This is a genomic window from Burkholderia sp. LS-044 (assembly GCF_004803625.1).
In the GTDB taxonomy this organism is placed as follows: Bacteria; Pseudomonadota; Gammaproteobacteria; order Burkholderiales; family Burkholderiaceae; genus Burkholderia; species Burkholderia cepacia.
This window is the reverse complement of the sequence record NZ_SSWO01000003.1, coordinates 458545-476166: the sequence shown is the minus strand read 5'-3', so window position 1 is coordinate 476166 and position 17622 is coordinate 458545. Positions and strand designations below refer to the sequence as shown.

The 17622-nt window shown below is 65.5% G+C and carries 17 protein-coding genes; 1 reads left to right on the top strand and 16 read right to left on the bottom strand.

Annotated elements, in window-relative coordinates; all coding sequences use genetic code 11:
• Window positions 1-79: 79 nt before the first annotated feature.
• From E9536_RS10660 to ndk, 16 genes are all read right to left on the bottom strand, one after another.
• Window positions 80-676, bottom strand: coding sequence for a phosphoribosyltransferase (locus E9536_RS10660; RefSeq protein WP_021163124.1), 597 nt, complete (start codon window positions 674-676; stop codon window positions 80-82).
• Between the two features lie 6 nt (window positions 677-682).
• Window positions 683-2029, bottom strand: a complete 1347-nt coding sequence (locus E9536_RS10655; protein ID WP_011352252.1) for an adenylosuccinate synthase — start codon at window positions 2027-2029, stop codon at window positions 683-685.
• A 113-nt stretch (window positions 2030-2142) separates the two neighbouring features.
• Window positions 2143-3291 (bottom strand): ATP phosphoribosyltransferase regulatory subunit, encoded by a 1149-nt coding sequence (locus E9536_RS10650; RefSeq protein ID WP_059694539.1) that lies wholly within the window; start codon window positions 3289-3291, stop codon window positions 2143-2145.
• Window positions 3292-3394: 103 nt separating this feature from the next.
• Window positions 3395-3586 (bottom strand): DUF2065 domain-containing protein, encoded by a 192-nt coding sequence (locus E9536_RS10645; RefSeq protein ID WP_011352254.1) that lies wholly within the window; start codon window positions 3584-3586, stop codon window positions 3395-3397.
• 36 nt (window positions 3587-3622) lie between these two features.
• Window positions 3623-4522 (bottom strand): protease modulator HflC, encoded by a 900-nt coding sequence (locus tag E9536_RS10640; protein ID WP_060311785.1) that lies wholly within the window; start codon window positions 4520-4522, stop codon window positions 3623-3625.
• A 15-nt stretch (window positions 4523-4537) separates the two neighbouring features.
• Window positions 4538-5878, bottom strand: a complete 1341-nt coding sequence (gene hflK / locus E9536_RS10635; RefSeq protein WP_136469830.1) for an FtsH protease activity modulator HflK — start codon at window positions 5876-5878, stop codon at window positions 4538-4540.
• Between the two features lie 47 nt (window positions 5879-5925).
• Window positions 5926-7101, bottom strand: a complete 1176-nt coding sequence (hflX, locus tag E9536_RS10630; protein WP_027787240.1) for a GTPase HflX — start codon at window positions 7099-7101, stop codon at window positions 5926-5928.
• A gap of 72 nt (window positions 7102-7173) precedes the next feature.
• A complete protein-coding gene (gene hfq, locus E9536_RS10625) occupies window positions 7174-7413 on the bottom strand; it encodes an RNA chaperone Hfq (protein WP_006399927.1) in 240 nt (79 codons plus the stop codon).
• A 155-nt stretch (window positions 7414-7568) separates the two neighbouring features.
• On the bottom strand, window positions 7569-8906 hold the full coding sequence (gene der, locus E9536_RS10620; protein ID WP_027787239.1) for a ribosome biogenesis GTPase Der: 1338 nt from the start codon (window positions 8904-8906) through the stop codon (window positions 7569-7571).
• 247 nt (window positions 8907-9153) lie between these two features.
• Window positions 9154-10299, bottom strand: coding sequence for an outer membrane protein assembly factor BamB (gene bamB / locus E9536_RS10610; protein ID WP_042977620.1), 1146 nt, complete (start codon window positions 10297-10299; stop codon window positions 9154-9156).
• 41 nt (window positions 10300-10340) lie between these two features.
• Entirely contained in the window at window positions 10341-10970 is a 630-nt protein-coding gene (locus tag E9536_RS10605) for a tetratricopeptide repeat protein (protein ID WP_027787237.1), read from the bottom strand.
• Between the two features lie 55 nt (window positions 10971-11025).
• Entirely contained in the window at window positions 11026-12366 is a 1341-nt protein-coding gene (gene hisS, locus E9536_RS10600; RefSeq protein ID WP_027787236.1) for a histidine--tRNA ligase, read from the bottom strand.
• 16 nt (window positions 12367-12382) lie between these two features.
• A complete protein-coding gene (gene ispG / locus E9536_RS10595; RefSeq protein WP_027787235.1) occupies window positions 12383-13687 on the bottom strand; it encodes a flavodoxin-dependent (E)-4-hydroxy-3-methylbut-2-enyl-diphosphate synthase in 1305 nt (434 codons plus the stop codon).
• Between the two features lie 112 nt (window positions 13688-13799).
• Window positions 13800-14828: a helix-turn-helix domain-containing protein gene (locus E9536_RS10590; protein WP_136469829.1), complete on the bottom strand. Its 1029-nt coding sequence runs from the start codon at window positions 14826-14828 to the stop codon at window positions 13800-13802.
• Window positions 14829-14993: 165 nt separating this feature from the next.
• Complete coding sequence (rlmN, locus tag E9536_RS10585; protein WP_136469828.1) at window positions 14994-16133, bottom strand: 23S rRNA (adenine(2503)-C(2))-methyltransferase RlmN; 1140 nt, start codon at window positions 16131-16133, stop codon at window positions 14994-14996.
• 55 nt (window positions 16134-16188) lie between these two features.
• Complete coding sequence (ndk, locus tag E9536_RS10580) at window positions 16189-16614, bottom strand: nucleoside-diphosphate kinase (RefSeq protein WP_011352265.1); 426 nt, start codon at window positions 16612-16614, stop codon at window positions 16189-16191.
• A gap of 249 nt (window positions 16615-16863) precedes the next feature.
• Between ndk and E9536_RS10575 the strand changes: the two genes are divergently transcribed.
• On the top strand, window positions 16864-17562 hold the full coding sequence (locus E9536_RS10575; RefSeq protein ID WP_006761414.1) for a Bax inhibitor-1/YccA family protein: 699 nt from the start codon (window positions 16864-16866) through the stop codon (window positions 17560-17562).
• The last annotated feature ends 60 nt before the right edge of the window (window positions 17563-17622 follow it).

The following is a 17622-nucleotide window of genomic DNA, read 5'->3' as shown; positions in this document are numbered from 1 at the left end:
GCCGGCGTGCATGGCGCCCCAATGAAAAACGGCGCCGCAAGCGGCGCCGTACAAGGCTTTCCTTCGATTGGCCGGCCGCTTACGCGCCCGAACCGTCGCGCTGTGCGCGACCGCGCTTGATCCACGCCTCGAGGTTGTGCGGGCGAACCGTATCCCACTCCTCAAACGGCTGATGAATCCACGGATTCGTCGGCAGATACTGCGTGTGATAGTCGGGCTTGACCTTCGAGCAACCCTTGTACCAGAGCACGGCAGAACGCACGGCCGTCACGGACGGGTAGCGCTCCTTCAGGTGCTCCTGCACGCGCGCAAGCGTGACGCCCGAATCGACGAGATCGTCGACCAGCAGCACGTTGCCCGCCAGATTGCCGCGCGTCATCGTGATGTACTGCGCGATGTCGAGCTCGCCCTGCTCCGTGCCGGCCGCTTCCCGGTACGAACTCGTCGCGAGGATCGCGAGCGGCACGTCGTAGATGCGCGACAGTTGATCGCCGACGCGCAGGCCGCCGCGCGCGAGGCACAGGATCTGGTCGAACTTCCAGCCCGATGCATGTACCTGGAGCGCGAGCAGCTCGATGAGACGGTGATATTCGTCCCAGCCTACCCACAGGTTCTTGTCGTCGTTGCGCGGATCGGTCATCAAGTCTGCCGCCGTCATCGTGATTTGCTGCGTCATCTGGGGTTACACCTTGAACGGATGGCGGAGCAGGATCGTTTCGTCGCGGTCCGGGCCCGTCGATACCATGTCGACCGGCACACCGGCCACTTCCTGGACGCGGGTCAGGTAAGCCTGGGCGTTCGCCGGCAGCGCTTCCCACGTCTTGATGCCGACCGTGCTTTCCTTCCAGCCGGCAAACGTTTCGTATACGGGCTCGCAACGGGCCACGTCGGCGGCACCGCGCGGCAGGATGTCCGCATCCTTGCCGTCGATCTTGTAGCCGACGCACAGCTTGACTTCGTCGAGGCCGTCGAGCACGTCGAGCTTCGTCATGCACAGGCCCGACACGCCGTTGATCTGGATCGAGCGGCGCAGCGCGGCCGCGTCGAGCCAGCCCGTGCGGCGCGGACGGCCGGTGACCGAACCGAATTCCTTGCCGACGTTCGCGAGCGTGACGCCGACCTGGTCCTGACGCTGCGGGTTGTCCGCATCGTACAGTTCGCTCGGGAACGGGCCCGAGCCGACGCGCGTGCAATACGCCTTCGTGATGCCGAGGATGTAGTTGAGCTTCTGCGGGCCCACGCCCGCGCCGGCCGACGCCGCACCTGCGACGCAGTTGCTCGACGTGACGAACGGATAGGTGCCGTGATCGATGTCGAGCAGCGTGCCTTGTGCGCCTTCGAACAGCAGGTTCTGGCCCGCATTGTTCGCGTCGTACAGGCGGCGCGACACGTCGGCCACCATCGGCTTCAGGCGGTCGGCATAACCGAGCATCGTGTCGAGCGTCGCCTGGAAATCGACGGCCGCGCCGCCCAGGTACTGGGTCAGCACGAAGTTGTGGAAATCGAGGTTTTCGCGCAGGCGGTCGGCGAAGGTCTTCGCGTCGAACAGGTCCTGCACGCGCAGCGCGCGGCGGCCGACCTTGTCTTCGTACGCGGGGCCGATGCCGCGACCCGTCGTGCCGATCTTGCCCGCGCCCTTGCGCGCTTCGCGCGCCTGGTCGATCGCGATGTGGTACGGCAGGATCAGCGTCGTCGCTTCGGAAATGAACAGGCGGTCGCGCACGTTCACGCCGGCCTCTTCCAGCTCGCCGATTTCCTTGAACAGTGCTTCAGGGGACAGGACGACGCCGTTGCCGATGTAGCAGGCGACGCCTTCACGCATGATGCCCGACGGAATGAGGCGCAAGATCGTTTTCTTGCCGCCGATGATGAGGGTGTGGCCGGCGTTGTGACCGCCCTGGAAACGCACGACGCCCTGAGCGTGGTCCGTCAGCCAGTCGACGATCTTGCCCTTGCCTTCATCACCCCATTGCGTTCCCACGACGACGACATTGCGCCCGGGAGTCACGTTCACTGCGCTGGCAGACATGTTGATTCGTTAGCTGGTTAAAAACGTATTCTACCTATGTTCGCGGGCGATTCCGAATTTTTCCGTTTCGCTTCAACGATATGCACGCCGAAGCACGTCCCGCGAACGCCTCTTTATCGGGGTTCGACCACCCATGCGCCGTCGCGCTCGACGAGCGAACGGTCGCAGGCGAACTCGTCGAGCACGTGATCGTGGCCGGGCAGCGCCTGGATCACGACCTCACCCGCATCGCGCAGCGCCGAAACGGCCGCGCTCAGCGCGTCGTCCTGCGCCCACGGCGCGAGAATCGCGGTACCGCGAGCCTCGACCGGCGAAATCCGGGCGAGCTCGCGCAGGTCGAGCGAGAAGCCGGTGGCCGGACGCGCACGACCATACGCCTGGCCGACGTGGTCGTAGCGGCCGCCGCGTGCGATCGCGTTCGGCACGCCGTCGATGTAGGCGCTGAACATCGCGCCGCTGTGATACGCGTAGCCGCGCAGATCGCCCAGATCGATCGCCACTTCGGCACCCTTCGCCTGCGCCGCGAGTTGCGCCAGATCGTCGAGCGCCCGCGTGATTTCGGGCAGCACCGGCAACCGCGTCCGCGCCTCGGCGAGCACGCTCGCATCGCCATAGAGGTGCGGCAGCGCGCGCAGCGCGGCGCGCGTATCGGCGCCGAGATCGTCGGTCAGTTCGTTCAGCAGCGGCACGTCCTTGCCCGACAGCGCGTCGTACAGCGACTCGCCACGCTCCGCGGCCTGCGCGTCGCGCGCCAGCAGCGCCGCGAGCACGCCCGCGTGGCCGAGGTCGAGACGAATGCGCGACAGGCCTGCGAGATGCAGCGCATCGAGCATGAGTTGCTGGATCTCGAGGTCGGCTTCCAGCCCGGCATGCCCGTAAATTTCGGCGCCGATCTGGATCTGCTCGCGCGTCGCGTGCAGGCCGCGCGGACGCGTATGCATCACGTGGCCCGCATAGCAAAGGCGCGTCACGCCCTGGCGGTTCAACAGGTGCGCGTCGATCCGCGCGACCTGCGGCGTGATGTCCGCGCGCAGGCCGAGCGTACGGCCCGACAGCTGGTCGACCAGCTTGAAGGTGCGCAGGCGCAGGTCGGCGCCGCCGCTCGTCAGCAGCGACTCGAGATACTCGAGCAACGGCGGCATCACCATTTCGTAGCCATACGAACGGAAGCGGTCGAGCAGCCTGCGGCGCAGCTCCTCGATCTTGCGCGCTTCCGACGGCAGCACGTCGGCGATATTCTCGGGAAGTAACCAGGTCGACATCGGTACGGTCCTACGACGGGAAACAGCGCGCGACCACGCGCGCCGCGATGTGAATCGGAAATTCTGAATTCGGGCGGGACGGACGGCGGATGCGCCGTCCGGATCAGGTGGCGAGCAGCAACAGTATGAGCCCGAGCACCATCACGATCAGCCCGCCGATCCGGATATGATGCGGCGGCCGCTCAGCTATTCTACGAAACGTGTCGCGCCAGGCGACGGGAAACACGAAGGGGAACGCCCCCTCGATGATCAGCATCAGCGCTACTGCGAGCAACAACGAGCCAGCCAGGTCCATGCGAGCGACGGCGCCGCTCGACGCGGCGCCCCAAGGTCAGTGTTTGCGGGGAGCAGCCGCCGCCGGTGCGGCACCGCCCGTCGGGCTGCGCATGAAGCGGAAGAACTCGCTGTCGGGATCGACGACGATGATGTCGTTGCGCTTGAACGTGTTCCGGTAAGCCTGCAGGCTCGCGTAGAACTGATAGAACTGCGGATCGCGGCCGAACGCATCGGCGGCAATCGTCGCGGCCTTCGCATCGCCCTCGCCCTTGATCGTCTGCGCGGACTTGTACGCGTTCGCGAGCACGGCCTGCTGATCGCGTTCGGCGTCGGCCTTGATCTGCTCGACGTCGGCCGCGCCTTGCGCACGCACCTGCGCGGCCTGATCGCGCAGTGCGCCGATCATCCGCTGATAGACGGCATCGGTTTGCGCGGCGGGCAAGTCGACGCGCGTCAGCTGGACGTCGACCACGTCGACGCCGAAACCGGACGCCTTTGCCTTCACTTCGTCGCGGGCCGCATCGGCGATCGCACGCTGGCCGCCGAGCGCATCGTCGAGCGCACGCTTGCCGAACGCGTCGCCGAGTGCGCCCTTCAGTGCGCCGGCCAGCCGTTCGCTGGCTGCCGCCGGGTCGCCCCCCGTCGCCGTGAAATACTTCATCGGATCGCCGATCCGGTACTTCACCGCATAGGCGACGAGCAGATCGTGCTTGTCTTCCGTCGCCAGTTGCAGCGGATCCGACGACTCGAGCGATTGCAGCCGCGTGTCGATCAGCGTCGCCGTCTGCAGCGGCGGCGGCAATTTGAAATGGATGCCGGGCCCCGCCAGTTCAGGCTGGGCGCCGTCGCGCCCCGACAGCACGGCCGCATGGCGCGGATCGACGGTAAGGACTGTCGAGGATGCCGCGAAGGCAACGATCACGATTGCGACGACGAGCGCAATGATTCGGTTCATGTTCTGCGCTCTCCGTTACTTCAGATCGTCTTCGCGCGACCGGCTGCGAAACGCCTCGCGCGATCGCAGCACGTCGTTGCCCGACGCTGCCGCGGCCGACGCCGCACTCGCGGGCGCCGCTACCGCCGGCGCGACGGCCGCCGGTGCCGACGCCGCATCGGGTGCGGATGCCCCCGTGGACGCCGCGGCGTTTTGCCGCCCCTGCTCGACGAGCTTGTCGAGCGGCAGGTACACGACGCTGTTGCCGCCCTTGTTGCCGACGAACACCTTCGTCGAGTTCGAATAGATTTCCTGCATCGTCTCGAGATACATCCGCTCACGGATCACCGCAGGCGCCTTCGAGTACTGCGCATAGACCTGCTTGAAGCGGTCGGCATCGCCTTCGGCTTCCGTGACCACGCGATCGGCGTACGCCTTTGCTTCGTCGACGAGCTTCGCGGCATCGCCCTGCGCCTTCGGCAGCAGGTCGTTTGCATACGCCTGCGCGGCGCGCTTCGCGGCCTCGCGCTCGTCGCGCGCCTTGGCGACTTCGCCGTACGCGGCCTGCGTCTGCTCGGGCGCCGCAACGCTCTGCATCGTGACGGCCGTCACCTCGAGTCCCGACTGGTAGCGATCGAGATCGCGCTGGATCGTGGTGGAAAGCTGCTCGCGCAGCGCGTCGCGGTCCTGGTTCAGCACGTCGGCGGCGCTGCGCGTACCGACGATCGCACGCACCGCGGCCTGCGCGGCCTGCGACACGCTGCGCTCCGGATCGACGCTGCGGAACAGGTAATCGGTCGCGGAACGGATCCGGTACTGGACGATGAAGCGCACGTCGACGATATCGGCATCGCGCGTCAGCATCGCGGCTTCCTTCACGTTCGCGAGGCGCACGACGTTGTTGCGGCCGATCTCGATCGAGCGGACCTGCGACGTGTCGACGATCTCGTGCGACGCGAACGGATACGGCGCGCGCCAGTGCACGCCCTGACCGACCGTACCCGACAGCTTACCGAGCTGTAGCACGACGCCTGTCTGGCCTTCCTGCACGACGAACAGCCCGCTGCCCGCGTAGACCGCGACCAGCACGCCGATCACGATGCCTACGCCGACTCGCGCGGCCCGCCCGTTGTCAGGACGAAAACCGTTGCCGCCCTTGCCGCCGAAAAGGCCGTTCAGGCGCCGGTTGAAGTTGCGCCACATCTCGTCGAGATCGGGCGGACCATCGCCGTCGCCGCCTTGCGGACGTTTCGATTCGTTCGCGCGGGGGCGGGATCCGTCCTTGCCATTGCCCTCGCCGCGTCCCCAGCGGGGATCGTTGATCGACAGCAAGGCGCGCATCCGCCGCCAGGTACTCCGCTCGTTGTATTCGTTCACCAGAGTTTGTTCACCAGATTGGACGCCGGCGAACCGGCCGGGACCGGTTAGCGCCCGTGTTCGGAAATCGTGTGGTCTTCGTGCGGTTCAGCGGGGGCGCCGTCGAGCGCGCCGTCGGGTAACGTCGCGCCGGAAAGGTGTTCCGCGGAGGCGATTTCGGCGATGGCGGCACGCAACGCGTCAAGACCCTGACCGGTGCGCGCGCTCAAAAAGACGCGCGAAATATTACCATACTCGTCCCGCTCGACCGCGTCGCCGCGGGCCGCCAGCTCAGGCACGGCGTCGATCTTGTTGAACACCAGTACCTGCCGGATCGTGTCCGCGCCGATCTCGTGCAGCACGCCGTTGACCTGCTCGATCTGCTCGAGCCTGACCGCGCTCGATGCATCGACCACGTGCAGCAGCAGATCCGCGTGAATCGTTTCCTCGAGGGTCGCGCGGAATGCGGCGACCAGCTGGTGAGGCAACTCGCGGATGAACCCGACCGTATCCGACACGACGATTTGGCCGACCTCGTCGCCGAGATACACGCGCCGCGACGTGGTGTCGAGCGTGGCGAACAGCTGGTCGGCCGCATAGGCCTGCGCTTTCGTCAGCGCATTGAACAGCGTCGACTTGCCCGCGTTCGTATAGCCGACCAGCGACACCGACATCGTGCCGCTGCGCGCGCGTTGCCGGCGTTGCGTACTGTGTTGCCGGCGCAGCCGGTCCAGCCGCGACTTCAGCATCTTGATGCGTTCGCCGATCAGCCGGCGGTCGGTTTCGAGCTGGGTTTCGCCAGGGCCGCGCAGGCCGATACCACCCTTCTGCCGCTCGAGGTGGGTCCACGCGCGAATGAGTCGCGTCGACAGGTACTGGAGCTGCGCGAGCTCGACCTGCAGCTTGCCTTCGTGGCTACGGGCACGCTGCGCGAAGATGTCGAGGATAAGGCTGGTGCGATCGACCACACGCCTGTTAAGTGCCTGCTCCAGATTACGTTGCTGGGCCGGCGCCAATGCGTGATTGAAGATGACGATTTCGACGTTGTGCGCGTCGCAGGCGAGCCGGAGTTCTTCGGCTTTGCCGCTGCCGATGAACATCTTGGCATCGGGACTGGAGCGACGACCCGTGAGGGTGACGGCGGGACGGGCCCCCGCACTGGAGGCGAGAAGACTGAGTTCTTCGAGACTGGCTTCGAAATCGGTCTTGCCGAAATCGATGCCGACGAGCGCTGCGTTGATCAAATTTTCAGGTGTCAAGATAAGGCGGCTGGCATCGGTCGCTCGCGGCGACCGGATGCCGGCCGCTGCGATAGGTTAGGACGAGGCTTCCGCGTCCGGGTGGAAATTCACCGGGCGCGCCGGCACGACCGTCGAGATGGCGTGCTTGTACACCATCTGGGTCACCGTATTACGGAGCAACACGACGTACTGGTCGAACGATTCAATGTTCCCTTGAAGCTTGATGCCATTGACGAGGTAGATCGAAACGGGAACGTGCTCTTTGCGCAGTGCGTTCAAAAACGGGTCTTGTAACAATTGCCCTTTGTTGCTCATGGCGTACTCCATCTTTTTTTGCAGGTTGATCTGGATTGGCGGCGAAGAAAAAGAGATCCGGCGCCAATCGCTACACTATAGCCGATTTTGCCTGGCCCACCCGGGGCATAGGCCGTGCGGCCTACCCCTTGTGTAACGCGTGTAACAGGCGTGCTTCAGCTCTTGTCCGCGTACGGATTGTTCGACGAACGGAACTCTATGCGCAATGGAGTCCCTGTCAGTGAGAAAGTTTCGCGGAACCGGTTTTCCAGGTAACGCTTGTACGTTTCCGTCACGGCGTCGAGCGCGTTGCCGTGGATGACGATGATCGGCGGATTCTGGCCGCCCTGGTGCGCGTAGCGCAGCTTCGGACGCACCGGGCCGCGACGGCGCGGCTGCTGGAACTCGACTGCCTCGATCAGCGCGCGCGTGAGCTTCGGCGTCGGCAGCTTCGCCATTGCCGCCGCGTACGCGTCGTCGACCGAGCGCATCAGCGTGCCGATGCCGGTCTTCTTCGTGGCAGAAATGAAGTGCGATTTCGCGAAGTCGAGGAATTTCAGCTTGCGGGTCAAATCCGCTTTCGCCCGATCGCGCGCATGCTCGTCGAGCCCGTCCCACTTGTTGACGCCGATCACGAGCGCGCGACCCTGTTCGACGACGAAGCCGGCGATGTGCGCGTCCTGGTCGGAAATGTCCTGCTGTGCATCCAGCAGAAGAATGACGACGTTCGCGTCGGAGATCGATTGCAGGGTCTTCACGACCGAGAACTTCTCGATCGCCTCGAACACCTTGCCGCGGCGTCGCAGGCCGGCCGTGTCGATCAGCGTGTATTTCTTGCCGTTACGCTCGAAGTCGACGTAGATCGAATCGCGCGTCGTGCCCGGCATGTCGAACGCGATCACGCGATCCTCGCCGATCAGCGCGTTGACGAGCGTCGACTTGCCGACGTTCGGGCGGCCGACGATCGCGATCTTGATGCCGCGCGACGGATCGTTGTCGTCCTCTTCCGCCGGCCGGTCCGCGTACGCGACCTCCAGCGCCTCGTTGATCATGTCGGTCACACCGTCGCCGTGCGCGGCCGAGATCGCGCGCGGATCGCCGAGCCCGAGCTCGTAGAAGTCGGTCGCGACCGCCGTGTACTTCATCCCCTCGGCCTTGTTGACGACCAGGAAGATCGGCCGGCCGGTCTTGCGCAGGTAGTCGGCGATCGACTTGTCCTGCGGCGCGAGCCCGTTGCGGCCGTCGACGATGAACACGACGACGTCGGCTTCCTCGACGGCCTGGCGCGTCTGGCGCGCCATCTCGTGCAGGATGCCGTCCTTCGCGACGGGCTCGAAGCCGCCCGTATCGACGACCAGGTACGGCCGCTCGCCGACGCGCCCTTCGCCGTAATGGCGATCGCGCGTCAGGCCGGGCAAGTCGGCGACCAGCGCATCACGCGAACGCGTGAGCCGGTTGAACAGCGTGGATTTCCCCACATTGGGGCGCCCAACGAGGGCAATGACCGGTTTCATCTGTGTTTTCTACGGTGAAGCGCAGCAGCGGGAGGCCCGCTGCTGCGGGCGGCTGCGCTGAATGAAAATATCACGAATTCGCGCCGCGCCGGATGCGCGCGCCTGGCGCGCGATGCGCGCCGTCGTCTTTCGTCTCGAACTGCCTTTCAAATACCGAGCGGCCGGGAGCACCGGCCGCCTTCAAGTCGCGCGACCACGGCGCGCGGGACAAGCCCGTCGCGCCGCGGTCGCGCATGTTTCCTGCGCGTCAGCGCGGACGGAATCCGTACAGGCCGCCGTCCTTCGTCTGCACGACGAGCGTATTGCCCGCGAGGACCGGCGCCGCCGTGATCGCGCTGCCGTCGGTCTTCATCCGCGCGATGAAGCTGCCGTCTTCGCGCGACAGGAAGTGCACGAAGCCCTTGTAATCGCCCATCACGACCGCGTGCCCGAGCAGGTACGGCACGCCGACGTCGCGGCTCTTCAGCTTGTCGTTGCGCCAGAGCTGGTTGCCCGAAGCGGCATCGTACGCGGTCACGACCGACCAGTCGTCGCCGCCGGCAACGACCGAGTCGTCCTGCGCGAGGCCGCTGCGGCTCGAGAACGGCTTTTCCCACAGCGGGCGCCCCGAGTTCGCATCGAAGCAGCCGAGCTGACCCTGGAACGTCACCGCGCAGGCTTCCGCGCCCACGAGCGTCGGCGGGCCGCTGACGTCGTTGATGCGCTCGACCTCGGTCACGCCCTTCGGGAACGACACCGGCGTCTGCCAGAACGGCTCGCCCGTCTGCAGGTTGATCGCGACCAGCCCGCCGCCGGGGAAACCCGCCAGCACCGCCGCGTCACCGGCGAACGTCATGCCGGCCGACACACGCAGGTTCAGCGGCACCGCGCGGTTGCGGTAGTTCCACTTCTGCTCGCCCGTCTGCGCGTTGAACGCGACCACCTGGCCGTCGATCGTGCGGACGACCACCAGGCCGTTGCCGACGAGCGGCGGCGAGAAGATCTCGCCCTGCACGCTGGTCTTCCACAGTTGCTTGCCGTCCGGGCCCAGCACGAACACACCGCCCTTCAGCGCGCCGACCGCGGTCAGGTTGCCGTCGCTGCCGACACCGGCCGACAGGTCGGAGCCAACCTTCGCACGCCAGACCGTCTGGCCCGTCTTCGCGTCGATCTTCTCGACCGAACCGTTTTCGCCCGCCGCATAGACGGCGTCGCCCACGGCCACCGGCGAGAACAGGTAACGCCCGCCCTTGCCGACGCTCGCCTTCCAGACCTGTTGCACGTCCATCACGGGCTTGAACTCGGTGAGCGGCGTCGGCACACGGCGCGCGTCCTTCGACGACGAGCAGGCCGCCAATGCGAGGACAGCCGCCGCGCAGGCAACGGGCACAGCGTAACGTTTCAGCAAATTCATCGGTTAGCGAAGCAGAGTTAAGAGGTTGAGGGGACCGGGGTTCAGCCGCCGAGCGCGTCCAGCTTGAACTGCACGAGCTGGCGGGCAGACTGGTCGTCCTTCGACAGGCCGTCGAGCGCGAGCTTGTATGCGGCGCGCGCGTCGTCGGTCTTGCCTTGCGCGGCAAGCAGATCGCCGCGGCGATCGGCCACGAGGCCCTTGAATGCATCGACCGGCGTACCCGACAGCAGCGCGAGGCCCGCGTCGTACGCCTTTTCGTCGAGCAGCAGCGACGCGAGGCGCAGCTTCGCGATCTGCTTGTACTCGTCATCCTTGGCGTGATCGACGGCCCATTGCAGTTGCGCCTTCGCACCTGCCGTGTCACCGGCCGCGTACAGCGTCTTTGCTGCGGAGAGCGCCGTCATCTGTGCATACGGCGTGCTGCCGAACTTGTCTTCCATGTCGGCGGCCGCGCGAGCCATCGTCGCCTTGTCGTTCGCGGCTGCAGCCTTCTGGACCTGTTCGTACAGCCCGGACGCCTCGGCAGCCTGACGGCGCTGCCAGTAGTTCCAGCCATTGAAACCGGCCGCGACGACGAGCGCCGCGAGCACGATCCACGTGGTGAGGTTGCCCCAGCGGGCCCACCACGCCTTCAGACTTTCAATCGATTCTTGTTCGTCGTGATAACTCATCGGCGAGCGATTCCTTCCTGTTCAGGCCTTTCTTGTCGAGCGGATGCCAGCGCGATCAGTCGTCGCCGTCTTCGGCGGATGCAACCATCGCATTGATTAGGAATTCGGTCAAGCCTTCGACCGGTACGGTCTGCTGAACGTTCTTTTCCCCGTCTCCGCCCGCACCGCGCAGCGCCTTCACGCCCACCGTACCGTTCGCGACCTCCTCTTCGCCGAAGATCACCGCGAACGCGGCGCCACTGGCGTCGGCCCGTTTCATTTGCGACTTGAAGCTCGCCGGCGCGCCGTCCGCGCTGCAGTGGAAGATCACGTCGAGGCCCGTATCGCGCAGGCGCTCGGCCGCGATGAACGCCTGTTCGCGCGCAGTCTCGCCCTGGTGCACGACGTACACGTCGACGCCTTCCTGCTCGGGCGCGAGATCTTCTTCCTTCAGCAGTTCGAGGATCCGCTCGATGCCCATCGCCCAGCCGCACGCCGCGGTCGGCTTGCCGCCGAGCTGCTCGATCAGCGGATCGTAGCGGCCGCCGGCCGCGACCGTGCCCTGCGCGCCGAGCTTGTCGGTCACCCACTCGAACACGGTCAGGTTGTAATAGTCGAGACCACGCACGAGACGCGGGTTGATCTTGAACGGGATGTTGTTCGCGAGCAGCAGGCGCTGCAGCCCTTCGAAGTGTGCGCGCGATTCTTCGCCGAGGAAGTCGATCAGCTTCGGCGCGTTCTGCGCAATTTCCTGCAGCGCGGGATTCTTCGTGTCGAGCACGCGCAGCGGGTTCGTATACAGACGGCGCTTCGCATCCTCGTCGAGCACGTCGGCGAACTGCTCGAGGTACTTGATCAGTTCGACGCGGTGCGCGGCACGCTCTTCGGCGAGGCCGAGCGAGTTGATCTCGAGCTTGATGCCGGTCAGGCCGAGGTCATCCCACAGGCGCTGGCACATCATGATGATCTCGGCATCCGCATCGGGGCCCGCGAAGCCGAGCGCCTCGACGCCGACCTGGTGGAACTGGCGATAGCGGCCGCGCTGCGGACGCTCGTGACGGAACATCGGGCCGATGTACCACAGGCGCTTCGGGCCGTCGTACAGCATGTTGTGCTCGATCGACGCGCGCACCACGGCCGCGGTATTTTCCGGGCGCATCGTCAGGTTCTCGCCGTTCAGCGCGTCGGTGAAGCTGTACATCTCCTTCTCGACGATGTCCGTGACCTCGCCGATACCGCGCGTGAAGAGCTGCGTGTGCTCGACGATCGGCGTGCGGATGTTCTGGTAGCCGTATGCACGCAGCAGCGATTTCACGGTGGCTTCGAAGAACTCCCAAAGGCCGGCATCCTGCGGGAGGATGTCGTTCATGCCCTTGACGCCGGTGAGCTTCTCGATCTTGCGTTTTTGTTCAGTCATCGTGTGTGTGGACGAATTAGTTCAGGGCCTCGGTACGGCCGTAATTGCGTGCGACGTAGTCGCTGACGATCTGCTGGAATTCCTCGGCGATCCGCTCGCCGCGCAGCGTCTTGACCTTCTCGCCGTCGATGAAGACGGGCGCGGCCGGGTTCTCGCCCGAACCCGGCAGGCTGATGCCGATGTTTGCGTGCTTCGATTCGCCCGGGCCGTTGACGATGCAACCCATCACCGCGACGTTCATCTTCTCGACGCCCGGATACTCCTTGCGCCAGACCGGCATCTGTTCGCGCAGGTAGGTCTGGATCTGCATCGCGAGCTCCTGGAACAGCGTGCTCGTCGTACGGCCGCAGCCCGGGCACGCGATCACCATCGGTGCGAACGAGCGCAGGCCCATCGTCTGGAGGATTTCCTGGCCGACGATCACCTCGCCCGTGCGCGATGCGCCCGGCTCAGGCGTCAGCGAGATGCGGATCGTGTCGCCGATCCCTTCCTGCAGCAGCACGCCGAGTGCAGCCGTCGAAGCCACGATGCCCTTCGAGCCCATGCCGGCCTCGGTCAGCCCGAGGTGCAGCGCGAAGCCGCAGCGGCGGCCGAGTTCGCGGTACACGGCAATCAGGTCCTGCACGCCGCTGACCTTGCACGACAGCACGATACGGTCGCGGCCGAGGCCCAGTTCGACCGCGCGCTCGGCCGAGCCGATCGCCGACTGGATCAGCGCCTCGTACATCACGCTCTGCGCATCCCACGGCTGCGAACGCGCACCGTTCTCGTCCATCATGCGCGCGAGCAGATCCTGGTCGAGACTGCCCCAGTTCACGCCGATCCGTACCGGCTTGTCGTACTTGGCCGCGGCCTCGATCATCTGCGCGAACTGCGTATCGCGCTTCGCGCCCTGGCCGACGTTGCCCGGGTTGATCCGGTACTTCGACAGCGACTCGGCGCAGCCCGGGTAGTCACGCAGCAGCAAGTGGCCGTTGTAGTGGAAATCGCCGACGAGCGGCACGGTCACGCCCATGCGGTCGAGCTGCTCGCGGATCGCCGGCACGGCGGCCGCGGCCTCGGGCGTGTTGACCGTGATGCGCACCAGTTCGGAGCCCGCGTTCGCGAGTTCCTTGATCTGGATTGCCGTGCCGATCGCGTCGGCCGTGTCGGTATTCGTCATCGACTGCACGCGCACCGGCGCGTCGCCGCCGATCGTCACGAGCTGCCCGCCCCAGCGGACATCCACCGCATGCGATACGCGGCGCGGCTGATGCCCGCCGAACACCGGCTCGGTTGAACAAATCTGACTGCTGCGTGGGGATTGAGCTTCGGATTGCATCGATAGATCCATTTACGCGGAATGCGCCGCGACGCGGCGCATGAATTGAAAAAGCGCCGTGCCCTCACGGCCTGCCGATATCGACGACAGGCCTTCGCCACTGCGCTTGACGTCAGGGCAACGTGAACCGCGCCACGTTACCCCGCGCTGCCGAATATTTTGCCGGATCGACGGGTTTTCCGTCGAACGCAACGGTGTCGAGGCCCGCCTTGTTGCCGATCGTGACCTTGAACGGGCCGTCGCCCGCGACCTGCTTCGCCTCGCCGCCACGCACCAGCCCGGAGAACAGTTCCTTGCCGCTCTTGTCGCGCACGCTGAACCAGCTGTCCTGCTTGACCTTCAGTTCGACCATCGACTGGCCGGCCGCGACCGCGACGCTCGCCGGCTGAGCCGGCGCGGCAGCGCTTGCCGCCGTCGTCGCCACGACAGGCTGCGATGCGGCGGCCGTCACGGCCGGCGCCACCGGCGCGGGCGCCGGAGCTGCCGACGCAATAACCGGTGCCGGCGCAGCAGATGCAGCAGCCGGGGCCGGAACGTCATTCGCGACCACTGCAGCCGCCCCGCTCGAGGCCGCTTCTTCAACGGTTGACGAGGATGCCGCCGCCGGCACGCTCGCGGCCGACGCATGTTCCGCGTCGCCGCTCTTGAAACGCGCGAGCAGGCTCGACGAATCGCCGCCAGTGTGCCACATCAGTACGGCGACCACCGCGACGACGACGATCGCCGTGCCCCACAGCCACGGATGATGCCGCGACGATCCGCCCAGCGGAATCGACACGCGGCCGCGCGGCAGATCCGTCCCCGACGACGCGGGCATCGACAGGTCGACTTCCGGCACCCCGCGCTCACGGCGCAACACCTGCGCGAACGGCTCCGGATCGACGCCGAGCATCTTCGCGTAGCTGCGTACGACGCCGAGTGCAAACGTCACCCCGGGCAAATGACTGATGTCACCCGCCTCGAGCGCCCGGAGCTTCTGCGGTGCGACCTTGAGTCGCGCCGACACGTCGTCGACGGTCCACCCTCTTGCCTCCCGAAGCTGCGCCAGTCGGCTGCCGACCGCCGCAAGCGATTCCAACCCTGCCGGTGCCGGCTTCGCGCCATTCGTCTCTGCGCCGTTAGACGGCTGCGGCTCACTCATCCTTGTCCTCGCGTCGATTCTTCTTCACTGGCGGCCGCCACCGGTTCCCGCCGGCCGGCACCCGCAACTGTCCATACCATGCGCGACGCCGTGGCGCCGCGACCGATCGCTATTCGCGTGTTGTACCGCTCCAAAGGCGCTGGCATCCCCGGCCAGGCGCCCCTGTCAAATCGCCCGAACCTCGATGATTTTCCCTGCTGCGCTCGTTCGTTCCGCGAGGCGCGTGCGATCCTTCACTGCGCCGGCCAGCTGGCCGCACGCGGCATCGATGTCGTCGCCGCGCGTCTTGCGCACGGTCGTGACGACACCCGCGTCGATGAGGACCTGTGCAAAGCGCTTGATCTGCTCCGGTTTCGAGCGGATGAGGCCCGATTCCGGAAACGGATTGAACGGGATCAGATTGAACTTGCACGGCACGTCGCGCGTGACGGCCAGCAGTTCGCGTGCATGCGCTTCGGTGTCGTTGACGCCGTCCAGCATGCAGTATTCGAAAGTAATGAAGTCGCGCGGCGCGACTTTCAGGTAGCGCTGGCAAGCCGCCATCAGCTCGCGCAGCGGATACTTCTTGTTGAGCGGCACCAGCTCGTCGCGCAGCGCATCGTTGGGCGCGTGCAGCGAAACGGCCAGCGCGACCGGCAACTCGGCGCCAAGGCGGTCCATCATCGGCACCACGCCGGACGTGGACAGCGTGACGCGGCGGCGCGACAGGCCGTACGCGTTGTCGTCGAGCATCAGCCGCATGGCCGGCACGACCGCGCTGTAATTCAACAGCGGCTCGCCCATGCCCATCATCACCACGTTGGTGACGACCCGCTCGGCCTTGCCGTTCGGGCCGGGTGCGCGACCCAGCGACGCTCGCAATGCAAATTCGGCCATCCGTAGCTGGCCAATGATTTCGGCTGTCGACAGGTTGCGGGAAAAGCCCTGCTTGCCCGTCGAACAGAAGCGGCAGTTCACCGCACACCCGGCCTGAGACGACACGCACAGCGTGCCGCGCGTCTCTTCCGGGATGAACACGGTTTCGACCGCATTGCCGTTTCCGACGTCGATCAGCCACTTGCGCGTGCCGTCGGTGGAAACGTGATCGCTGGCGATCTCGGGCATGACGATCGACGCGCGGCCCTTGAGTTTCTCTCTCAAGGACTTCGCAAGATCGGTCATGCCGTCGAAATCGCCAGCGTTGTACTGGTGGATCCAGCGCTGCAACTGCTTGGCGCGGAACGGCTTCTCGCCAAGGCTGCCGCAGTACGCGACAAGACCCTCGGCATCGAAGTCGAGAAGATTGACGGAAGTTTCGCTCGTCATGATGTGCTGCCTTGCCGCGTGCGCTGAATCCTGCCTACTTGCTGCCAGCCAGGGCTTAGCGCGAGTAAACGTTCATTTCCGGGAAGAAGAACGCGACTTCGACCGCTGCCGTTTCCGCAGCGTCCGAGCCGTGCACGGCGTTCGCGTCGATGCTGTCGGCGAAGTCGGCGCGGATCGTGCCCTTTTCCGCCTTCTTCGGATCCGTTGCGCCCATCAGGTCGCGGTTCTTCAGGATCGCGCCTTCACCTTCCAGAACCTGGATCATCACCGGGCCCGAGATCATGAAATCGACGAGGTCCTTGAAGAACGGACGCGCTGCGTGAACCGCGTAGAACTTCTCTGCGTCAGCACGCGACAGATGTGCCATGCGCGATGCGACGATCTTCAGGCCGGCGCCTTCGAAACGGCTGTAGATCTGGCCGATCACGTTCTTTGCCACCGCATCCGGCTTGATGATCGACAGGGTGCGCTCGATTGCCATAAAAACTCCAAGAAATTAAGAAGTTACAGGTTCAAATGAATCCGCTATTGTAGCACGATCCCGTGTATCATTGCGATTGAACCCTTACACGCATGAAAGGTTCAGAATCCATATGTTTTGTGACGCCCGGCCATTGAAACCTCCCGGCACGGAACGTATCTTAGCCATAGCTGCTCCGGTTTGCTGCGCCGCACACCGCGCGCGCCGAACCGGCCCCGGACGCCCACGCGTTCAATGTTAGGAGAAACCATGAACGACTATCCGTACAATTTCGGCCGCGGCGGTTCCGTCAGCACCGCCGAGGTTCGCAACCGCGTGCTGCGGAACACGTACTGGCTGCTCGCGCTGTCGATGGTGCCGACCGTGCTGGGCGCCTGGGTCGGCGTCGCGACGGGCTTCTCGCTGTTCGCGGCCACGAGCCCGATGATGAGCCTGCTCGCGTTCTTCGCGATCGCGTTCGGCTTCATGTTCGCGATCGAGCGGACGAAAAATAGCGCGGCCGGCGTGTTCGTGCTGCTCGGCTTCACGTTCTTCATGGGCCTGATGCTGTCGCGCCTGCTGAGCTTCATCCTCGGCTTCTCGAACGGCCCGTCGCTGATCATGCTCGCGTTCGGCGGCACCGGCATCATCTTTGCCGCGATGGCGACGATCGCCACCGTCAGCAAGCGTGATTTCTCGGGGCTCGGCAAGTGGCTGTTCATGGGCGTGATCGTCATCCTGCTTGCATCGGTCGCGAACATCTTCCTGCAACTCCCGGCGCTGATGCTCACCGTGTCGGTACTCGCGATCGCGATCTTCTCCGCCTACATGCTGTTCGACGTCCAGCGCGTCGTGAACGGCGGCGAGACGAACTACATCTCGGCGACGCTCGCGATCTACCTCGACCTGTACAACGTGTTCACGAACCTGCTCGCGCTGCTCGGCATCTTCGGCGGCAACCGCAACTGACGTTCGCCACGCATCATGAAAAAACCGGCCCGCGGGCCGGTTTTTTTACGTCCGCCGCCC

Excerpts from the sequence above, each read along its gene's own strand:
- E9536_RS10660 (WP_021163124.1), bottom strand. The coding sequence starts at position 676 with ATGACGCAGCAAATCACGATGACGGCGGCAGACTTGATGACCGATCCG.
- E9536_RS10655 (WP_011352252.1), bottom strand. The coding sequence starts at position 2,029 with ATGTCTGCCAGCGCAGTGAACGTGACTCCCGGGCGCAATGTCGTCGTC.
- E9536_RS10650 (WP_059694539.1), bottom strand. The coding sequence starts at position 3,291 with ATGTCGACCTGGTTACTTCCCGAGAATATCGCCGACGTGCTGCCGTCG.
- E9536_RS10645 (WP_011352254.1), bottom strand. The coding sequence starts at position 3,586 with ATGGACCTGGCTGGCTCGTTGTTGCTCGCAGTAGCGCTGATGCTGATC.
- E9536_RS10640 (WP_060311785.1), bottom strand. The coding sequence starts at position 4,522 with ATGAACCGAATCATTGCGCTCGTCGTCGCAATCGTGATCGTTGCCTTC.
- hfq (WP_006399927.1), bottom strand. The coding sequence starts at position 7,413 with ATGAGCAACAAAGGGCAATTGTTACAAGACCCGTTTTTGAACGCACTG.
- der (WP_027787239.1), bottom strand. The coding sequence starts at position 8,906 with ATGAAACCGGTCATTGCCCTCGTTGGGCGCCCCAATGTGGGGAAATCC.
- bamB (WP_042977620.1), bottom strand. The coding sequence starts at position 10,299 with ATGAATTTGCTGAAACGTTACGCTGTGCCCGTTGCCTGCGCGGCGGCT.
- E9536_RS10605 (WP_027787237.1), bottom strand. The coding sequence starts at position 10,970 with ATGAGTTATCACGACGAACAAGAATCGATTGAAAGTCTGAAGGCGTGG.
- hisS (WP_027787236.1), bottom strand. The coding sequence starts at position 12,366 with ATGACTGAACAAAAACGCAAGATCGAGAAGCTCACCGGCGTCAAGGGC.
- ispG (WP_027787235.1), bottom strand. The coding sequence starts at position 13,687 with ATGCAATCCGAAGCTCAATCCCCACGCAGCAGTCAGATTTGTTCAACC.
- E9536_RS10590 (WP_136469829.1), bottom strand. The coding sequence starts at position 14,828 with ATGAGTGAGCCGCAGCCGTCTAACGGCGCAGAGACGAATGGCGCGAAG.
- rlmN (WP_136469828.1), bottom strand. The coding sequence starts at position 16,133 with ATGACGAGCGAAACTTCCGTCAATCTTCTCGACTTCGATGCCGAGGGT.
- ndk (WP_011352265.1), bottom strand. The coding sequence starts at position 16,614 with ATGGCAATCGAGCGCACCCTGTCGATCATCAAGCCGGATGCGGTGGCA.
- E9536_RS10575 (WP_006761414.1), top strand. The coding sequence starts at position 16,864 with ATGAACGACTATCCGTACAATTTCGGCCGCGGCGGTTCCGTCAGCACC.